This window comes from Paenibacillus sp. YYML68, from assembly GCF_027923405.1.
Lineage (GTDB): Bacteria > Bacillota > Bacilli > Paenibacillales > NBRC-103111 > Paenibacillus_G.
In genome coordinates this window covers 5084569-5091020 of the sequence record NZ_BQYI01000001.1, presented here as the reverse complement: position 1 = coordinate 5091020, position 6452 = coordinate 5084569, and the positions used below count along the sequence as shown (strand labels likewise).

5 protein-coding genes and 2 tRNA genes are annotated in these 6452 nt (G+C 51.6%); 6 read left to right on the top strand and 1 reads right to left on the bottom strand.

Features of this window, described 5'->3' with window-relative positions:
- Positions 1-9 precede the first annotated feature (9 nt).
- Both PAE68_RS22690 and PAE68_RS22685 read left to right on the top strand, forming a co-directional pair.
- Positions 10-95: transfer RNA gene (locus PAE68_RS22690), tRNA-Tyr, on the top strand.
- Between the two features lie 8 nt (positions 96-103).
- Positions 104-176 (top strand) — tRNA-Lys (locus tag PAE68_RS22685).
- A gap of 66 nt (positions 177-242) precedes the next feature.
- Here PAE68_RS22685 and PAE68_RS22680 read toward each other — a convergent pair.
- Positions 243-1496, bottom strand: a complete 1254-nt coding sequence (locus PAE68_RS22680) for a nickel-dependent lactate racemase family protein (RefSeq protein ID WP_281890808.1) — start codon at positions 1494-1496, stop codon at positions 243-245.
- A gap of 424 nt (positions 1497-1920) precedes the next feature.
- Between PAE68_RS22680 and PAE68_RS22675 the strand changes: the two genes are divergently transcribed.
- The 4 genes from PAE68_RS22675 (at position 1921) to hprK (ending at position 6353) form a co-directional block, all read left to right on the top strand.
- Complete coding sequence (locus PAE68_RS22675; protein ID WP_281890806.1) at positions 1921-2775, top strand: C40 family peptidase; 855 nt, start codon at positions 1921-1923, stop codon at positions 2773-2775.
- A gap of 187 nt (positions 2776-2962) precedes the next feature.
- Positions 2963-4066, top strand: coding sequence for a PucR family transcriptional regulator (locus PAE68_RS22670; protein ID WP_281890805.1), 1104 nt, complete (start codon positions 2963-2965; stop codon positions 4064-4066).
- A gap of 93 nt (positions 4067-4159) precedes the next feature.
- On the top strand, positions 4160-5284 hold the full coding sequence (locus tag PAE68_RS22665) for an ABC transporter ATP-binding protein (RefSeq protein WP_281890803.1): 1125 nt from the start codon (positions 4160-4162) through the stop codon (positions 5282-5284).
- Between the two features lie 127 nt (positions 5285-5411).
- Complete coding sequence (gene hprK, locus PAE68_RS22660; protein ID WP_281890801.1) at positions 5412-6353, top strand: HPr(Ser) kinase/phosphatase; 942 nt, start codon at positions 5412-5414, stop codon at positions 6351-6353.
- The last annotated feature ends 99 nt before the right edge of the window (positions 6354-6452 follow it).

Below are 6452 nucleotides of genomic sequence, written 5' to 3'. Positions count from 1 at the left end.
TATCACCTTGGAGGCTTAGCGAAGTGGCCAAACGCAGCAGACTGTAAATCTGTTCTCTGACGAGTTCGGTGGTTCGAATCCATCAGCCTCCACCATTTCTTATGAGCCATTAGCTCAGTCGGTAGAGCACCTGACTTTTAATCAGGGTGTCGTAGGTTCGAGTCCTACATGGCTCATCCTTAGTATTTTAGATGTTATTAGTAGAAGAGATCCTCTGCAGGATCTCTTTTTCGTTTGCGTATCTAGCCTTCAGGATAAGTGAGAGCCCCGAATGGCATGATGGCGATCGACCCTTGATGCCGCTTCACTAATGGTTCTAGCACATCGTCGAGATGCTCCACAGGTCGAAAGCCGAGCTGCTGTGTCAAGGCTCGCGGTAGAGCGGACAATAAATACACCTCATGCTTCTCCAGCACCTCTTGAAGATGTAACACCTTATGCGCACCGAGCACAAACTGCGCTCGCAGCTTAGCGGCCATCTCTTCGCGCGTCCCCATCGTATCGATCCATAATTGAAACATACCGTTCCCCAGCAGCTCCGCACATTGTGCCGCCAGCAGGATCGTTCCTCCCGGCTTCGTAAAGGCAGCTGCATTCCGCAATGTCTTAAGTGCCTGGTACATTTGCAAATCCTTCGGATAGCCGCCCGTAGAGGCGATGACGAGCTCGTACTGACGATTGACAGGTAAGACGAAGCGGTCCTTCGCCTTGCGTGCGCCTTCTGCGTGAGCGAGCTTCACATCTCCGGCGAATGCCTCGAGCACATGACGCTCATGATCGACGATAACGTTCAGGATGAAGTGAATGGGCAGCAGCTGATGAGCCTCCTCGAGGTCTTGATGAATAGGATTGTCCAGGTTGCCCGGAACAGCTGTGTAGGTTAACGACAGGCTATGATTATGCTCTATGCAGCGCTTGGATGCGACGCCGGGAACGAGCGCTTTAACGCCTCCAGATACGCCTACCAGCGAGTGTGGCTCGATATTCCCGATAGCAATGCGCAGAGGGGAAGCCACCACTTGTCGATTGATCTCAACGGGAGTACCTAGACGGGTCGTTCCAACCAGCTCACAGTGCTCGGGAAGGCAGGAGTGATTGGACACCCTTACACGCTCATAAATAGGTCCCGATACAAGTTCACGCAGCTCCTCGTGGGTATGCTTGCGATGAAAGCCGAGAGCGACAATGATTTCGATCTGATCGTCAGGTAGACCGGATGCATTTAATTCATCCAGAATGGGTCCCAGAAGCTCTCCACTTGGGCACAGTCGAGTTCCATCGGGTATGAGTATAGTTGCGCTCTGAATACCGCGGGCCAGCTCATGCAGCGGCGGGGAACCGATCGGATTAGCAAGGGCTTGCAGAATGATCGACTTCGATGTAAGGGGATCTTTCGTCATACTGCTCTGCTTATAACTGATTGTATCCCAAGAACAGCTTGCAGGAATTGAAAGTGTAATCGAGCTGTGACCATAACGAATAGACGGTTTCAACATATATTCCTCCGACTTTTTGCTTGTAACGGTAAAATATCCTTTCATTATTTCCAAAAATCAGGTCGCTAAACCATTATCGTCCATAGTGGTACTTTTAATAGATGGTTTTATACAAGAGGTGTAATATATTCCTGTGCGTTAGGCGGTGTAGTGTATCTATATTGATATATATATGTATATATGCTACGTATATCCTTGTGTCATGCGGCTTTGCATGATTCGTTGATTTATGCCCAAGCCATTAATGTTGCACATAAATTATAGAAAATGGTGTAGCTGCTGGGTGGATTAACAGCAATATAAGAAGTCAGTCATTTTTTGTGGAATGCGGGACAAAAATCACCCATGGTAATCTATGAGTGCAAAGGCAGTGAAAGCGTTATACGAGCTGCCGAACTATAAACACTCAATAGGGGGATTTATGATGTTGCTTCCACATAAAGGATTGCGAACTGTCTGTATGACCGCTGCTATGACTGCTCTCCTGACTGGCGCATTCGCGGGCACCGCGTCTGCTGCCTACGACGATATGGACGCTGTGTCACTTGTGAAGGAAATGGTAGGCAAGGAATATACGTCGAAGCAACAATCTCCAACGAGAGGCTTCGATGCCTCCGGCCTGAATTATTATATATTCAAAATGATGGATTACAAGCTGCCTCGCGCACTGGACGATCAATTCAAGATTGATAAGCCACTAGTCAAGACGCTAAGCACAGCTAAGCCAGGCGATGTGCTGTTCTTCGGTAAGGGCAACGATCCTAGCTTCTCCGGAATCTATGTAGGTGACGGTAAAATGGTTATCGCCTCAAGCTATAAGGATGAGGTCGTAACAAGAAGCGTTAGCGTTCACGAGAAGCAGTTTATTGGCGGCCGACGTGTTCTATCGAAGCAAGACCAGTTGGCCATCCAAGTCATTCTGTATGGACAAGAGTACATGGGCACCCCTTACGTATTCGGAGCGAAATATGGACAAACGGAGACGTTCGACTGCTCTTCCTTCGTCAAGTGGGTATATAACAAGTACGGAATCGATCTGCCGCGAGTATCTCGCAATCAAGCGAAGGAAGGCAAATATGTAAGCCGCAGTAACCTGGAGGCTGGTGACCTTGTGTTCTTCACAACAAGAAGCTCTAAGGGGCAGATTGGACATGTAGGCATCTATGTGGGCAACGGCATGATGCTTCATACGTATGGCGACGGCGGTGTGAAATTCGATACCATTGAGAGCGGCTGGTGGAATGAGCATTACGTAACGGCGCGAAGAGTGATCAACTAGGAAGAGGGACTCCCCCCTCTTCCTTTTTGCTGCGCTCCGGCGCTTATGCTTTTTTCGAAGCGGGGACACAGTTATGTTACAATAGAAGAAAGAGCAAGCATCAGAGGCTGATGCATACGATACATAGAAGCATGAACAGGTCGGTCGGATGGCGAGAGGCGCACCTGTAATAAGGAGAGGAAGCCGTATGGATTGGGAGCGCTTGCGGCAGCAAGTCGAACGTATAGTAGGGGCATCTGTTGAGGAAGTACGGATTCCCGCAGCCAGCTGGCCAGAGATGTTGCAAGCCGGAACTGGCTCCAATGCTCTCATTGCCGAGAGGGATGGAGACATTTATTTCAAGACTAGAGCAGATGGCGATGGGCTATTGCTGTTCAAGATGAGTGCCGAGGCCATAACGTCAAGGGAGCGGCTGCTTGTCGAGCTTATGCTCGATACGCGCCACAAGTCCGAGAAGAGCTCGGCCGTCTCCAGCAGCGACGAGAGCAAGGCGGCACTCTTGAGGGAGTGGGTTAAGAGCCAACAGGAGCTGGGCGCCGTGCATGCCGAGCTGCCGGATACACTTGTATCCCAGCTGTCGCTCTATTCGAACAAAATACCGCTGCTGCTCTATGTCGATCAGACGTCGTCGCGGCGCGTCAAGTATGCGGAGCTGAAGCGGCTGTTGGAGTCTTTTTTCGACACAGCGATTACGCTTGTGCCGTTGACGGATAAGGAGTGGCTCATACTCGGTGCGGAAAAAATATTAACCGCAGGGCTTGGGGACGACAAGCAGGAAGCTGAGCACGAAACGGTGGAGGAGCAGCTTGCCGCGATCGGCTACGGGCTGCACGATATGCTGGCGAGTGAGTGGATCGGAGAATGCCACCTTGCCGTGTACTATCCGATTCTCCCGGCGAAGTCGCTGTACACAGCTATCCTGCAGCTTAGAGAAACGATACTGCTAGGTCGTACCTATAATGTGGGCAGCAATATGCATATGCCGTGGGAGCTGCAGCTGGAGAAGCTCGTGCATCTCATTCCCGACAGCGAGAAGCAGAGCTTCCTGGAGCGCGTGCTGAAGCGGCTCGATTTCGCGCTCGATGGGGAGACGGTAACGACGCTGGAGTACTTTTTTCAGCTGGACTGCAATGTCAGTGAGACGGCCAAGAAGCTGTACATACACCGTAACACGTTGCTGTACAGGCTCGACAAGTTCAAGCAGGAGACAGGGCTCGACGTTCGAACGTTCAACCATGCCGTACTGGTCAAGCTTGCGCTCCTATTGTACAAAGTAACGAAAAGGTCGTAATTTTTTTGTGAAGATTGTGCATAGTCAGCAGAGGGCTCGTAAGGTATGATTGGTTCATAATCAATCGATACCATTCATAGGGGGAATCAATCCATGGCAGGTGTACGTTTAAATCATATTGTGAAAAAATATCCAGGTGCGACAGAGGCGACAGTTAAGGACTTCCACTTGGAAATTCAAGATAAAGAGTTTCTCGTTCTCGTAGGCGCTTCCGGCTGTGGTAAGTCGACTACGCTTCGTATGATCGCAGGTCTTGAGGAGATCACAGAAGGCGAGCTGTACATCGGCGACCGCCTCGTGAACGACGTAGCTCCTAAGGATCGCGACATCGCGATGGTATTCCAGTCCTACGCTCTGTACCCGCACATGAACGTGTACCAGAACATGGCGTTCGGTCTGAAGCTGCGCAAGTTCAAGAAGGCTGACATCGACGCTCGCGTTCGTGAAGCTGCTAAGATTCTTGACATCGAGCACCTGCTCGACCGTAAGCCGAAGGCGCTCTCCGGTGGTCAGCGTCAGCGTGTTGCCCTGGGCCGTGCGATCGTTCGTGAGCCGCAAGTGTTCTTGATGGATGAGCCGCTCTCCAACCTCGACGCGAAGCTGCGCGTACAGATGCGTGCTGAGATCACGAAGCTCGTTAAGCGTCTTGAGACGACGACTGTATACGTAACGCATGACCAGACAGAAGCTATGACAATGGGCGATCGGATCGTCGTTATGGATAAAGGTATCATTCAGCAGGCTGCTACGCCTGAAGAAATCTACAACTACCCAGTGAACATGTTCGTTGCGGGCTTCATCGGCTCCCCGTCGATGAACTTCATCAGCGGCGCGTTCTCCGACCAAGGCGGTAACCTGCACTTCCGTGCGAACGGCGTAGACGTTCAAATTCCGGAAGGCAAAGCGAAGCTGCTTCGCGATAAGGGTTATGCGAACAAGGAAGTCGTCATGGGCGTACGTCCAGAGGATTTCCACGAGGAAGCGATCTTCATCGAGGCATCCCCGAATTCCGTCGTGAACGCACACGTTGAAGTGTCCGAGAACCTCGGTCACGAGCTGATCCTTCACTTGGCTGGCCTTGGCACGCAGAACGTGGTAGGACGTGTGAACGGTCGTTCCCATGTGACAGAAGGTCAAACCATTAAGCTTGCTGTGGATATGAACAAGGTCCACTTCTTCGATAAAGAAACGACAAAGTCGATTCTGCTTAACGCTTAATTAAAGAATTATTGGAAAGCCGGCCTGCATAGGTCGGCTTTTCGTGTACATGCGGCTGCCCTTCGGTTGATTTATGATGCTGATTTCGTTACGATGATTGTATTGGGATATAAAGGAGACGACAACGTTGCCTAAAAAAGTAAAAGTAGCAGATATGGTGAAGCAATTTCAGCTAGAGGTGATCAGTGGGGAGAACGGCTTGAAGCGCCCAATTATGACCGCGGACCTGTATCGGCCAGGCCTCGAGATGGCGGGCTATTATGCGTTCCATCCGAAGGATCGCGTACAAATTCTCGGGAAGACGGAGCTGACCTTCTTCGAAGGGCTGTCCTCGGAGGACAGACAGGAACGGATGAACCGGCTGTGCGCTCCGGAGGAGACGCCTTGTATTATTGTAAGCCGCGGCTTAGACGTGCCGATCGAGCTGCTGTCTGCTGCACATGAGAGTGGGATTGCGGTGCTGCGGACGCAGATGGCAACGACGATATTGGCAAGCCGATTGACCGGCTTCCTGGAGAACCGGCTTGCGCCCTCTACTACGATTCATGGCGTACTCGTTGATGTCTATGGCATTGGGATGCTCATATCGGGCACGAGCGGCATCGGTAAGAGTGAGACGGCGCTGGAGCTGGTGAAGCGCGGACACCGCCTCGTAGCCGACGATGCGGTCGAGATTCGTCAGACAGCCGACCACACGCTAATCGGCAACGCGCCGGAGTTGATCCGGTATTTGCTCGAAATTCGCGGTATCGGCATTATCAATGTGATGACCTTGTTCGGTGCGGGCGCTGTGCGTACGTCGAAGAAAATATCGGTCGTCTGCAAGCTGGAGAACTGGCAGCAGGATAAGCAGTACGACCGGCTTGGACTCGATGAGGAGACGACGCGTATCATTGATACGGATGTGCCGCTCGTGACGATTCCGGTTCGTCCAGGTCGTAACTTGGCCGTCATTATCGAGGTTGCGGCGATGAACTATCGTCTGAAGCGGATGGGCTACAACGCAGCGCTGCAATTCACGAACAAGCTGACCGAATCACTCAATGACGATATGGACGACCTGGATTAAGCGATATCGTGTTCGCAAGCCTGCTTGGGATGGACTCTTGCAAGTCAATAACAGGTGCGGGCCGAGTGGTCCGCCCTTAGGGTAAGGGAGACGACGAAC

Coding starts and splice junctions, on each gene's coding strand:
- PAE68_RS22670 (WP_281890805.1), top strand. CDS start 2,963: ATGGATTGGGAGCGCTTGCGGCAGCAAGTCGAACGTATAGTAGGGGCA.
- PAE68_RS22675 (WP_281890806.1), top strand. CDS start 1,921: ATGTTGCTTCCACATAAAGGATTGCGAACTGTCTGTATGACCGCTGCT.
- PAE68_RS22665 (WP_281890803.1), top strand. CDS start 4,160: ATGGCAGGTGTACGTTTAAATCATATTGTGAAAAAATATCCAGGTGCG.
- PAE68_RS22680 (WP_281890808.1), bottom strand. CDS start 1,496: ATGTTGAAACCGTCTATTCGTTATGGTCACAGCTCGATTACACTTTCA.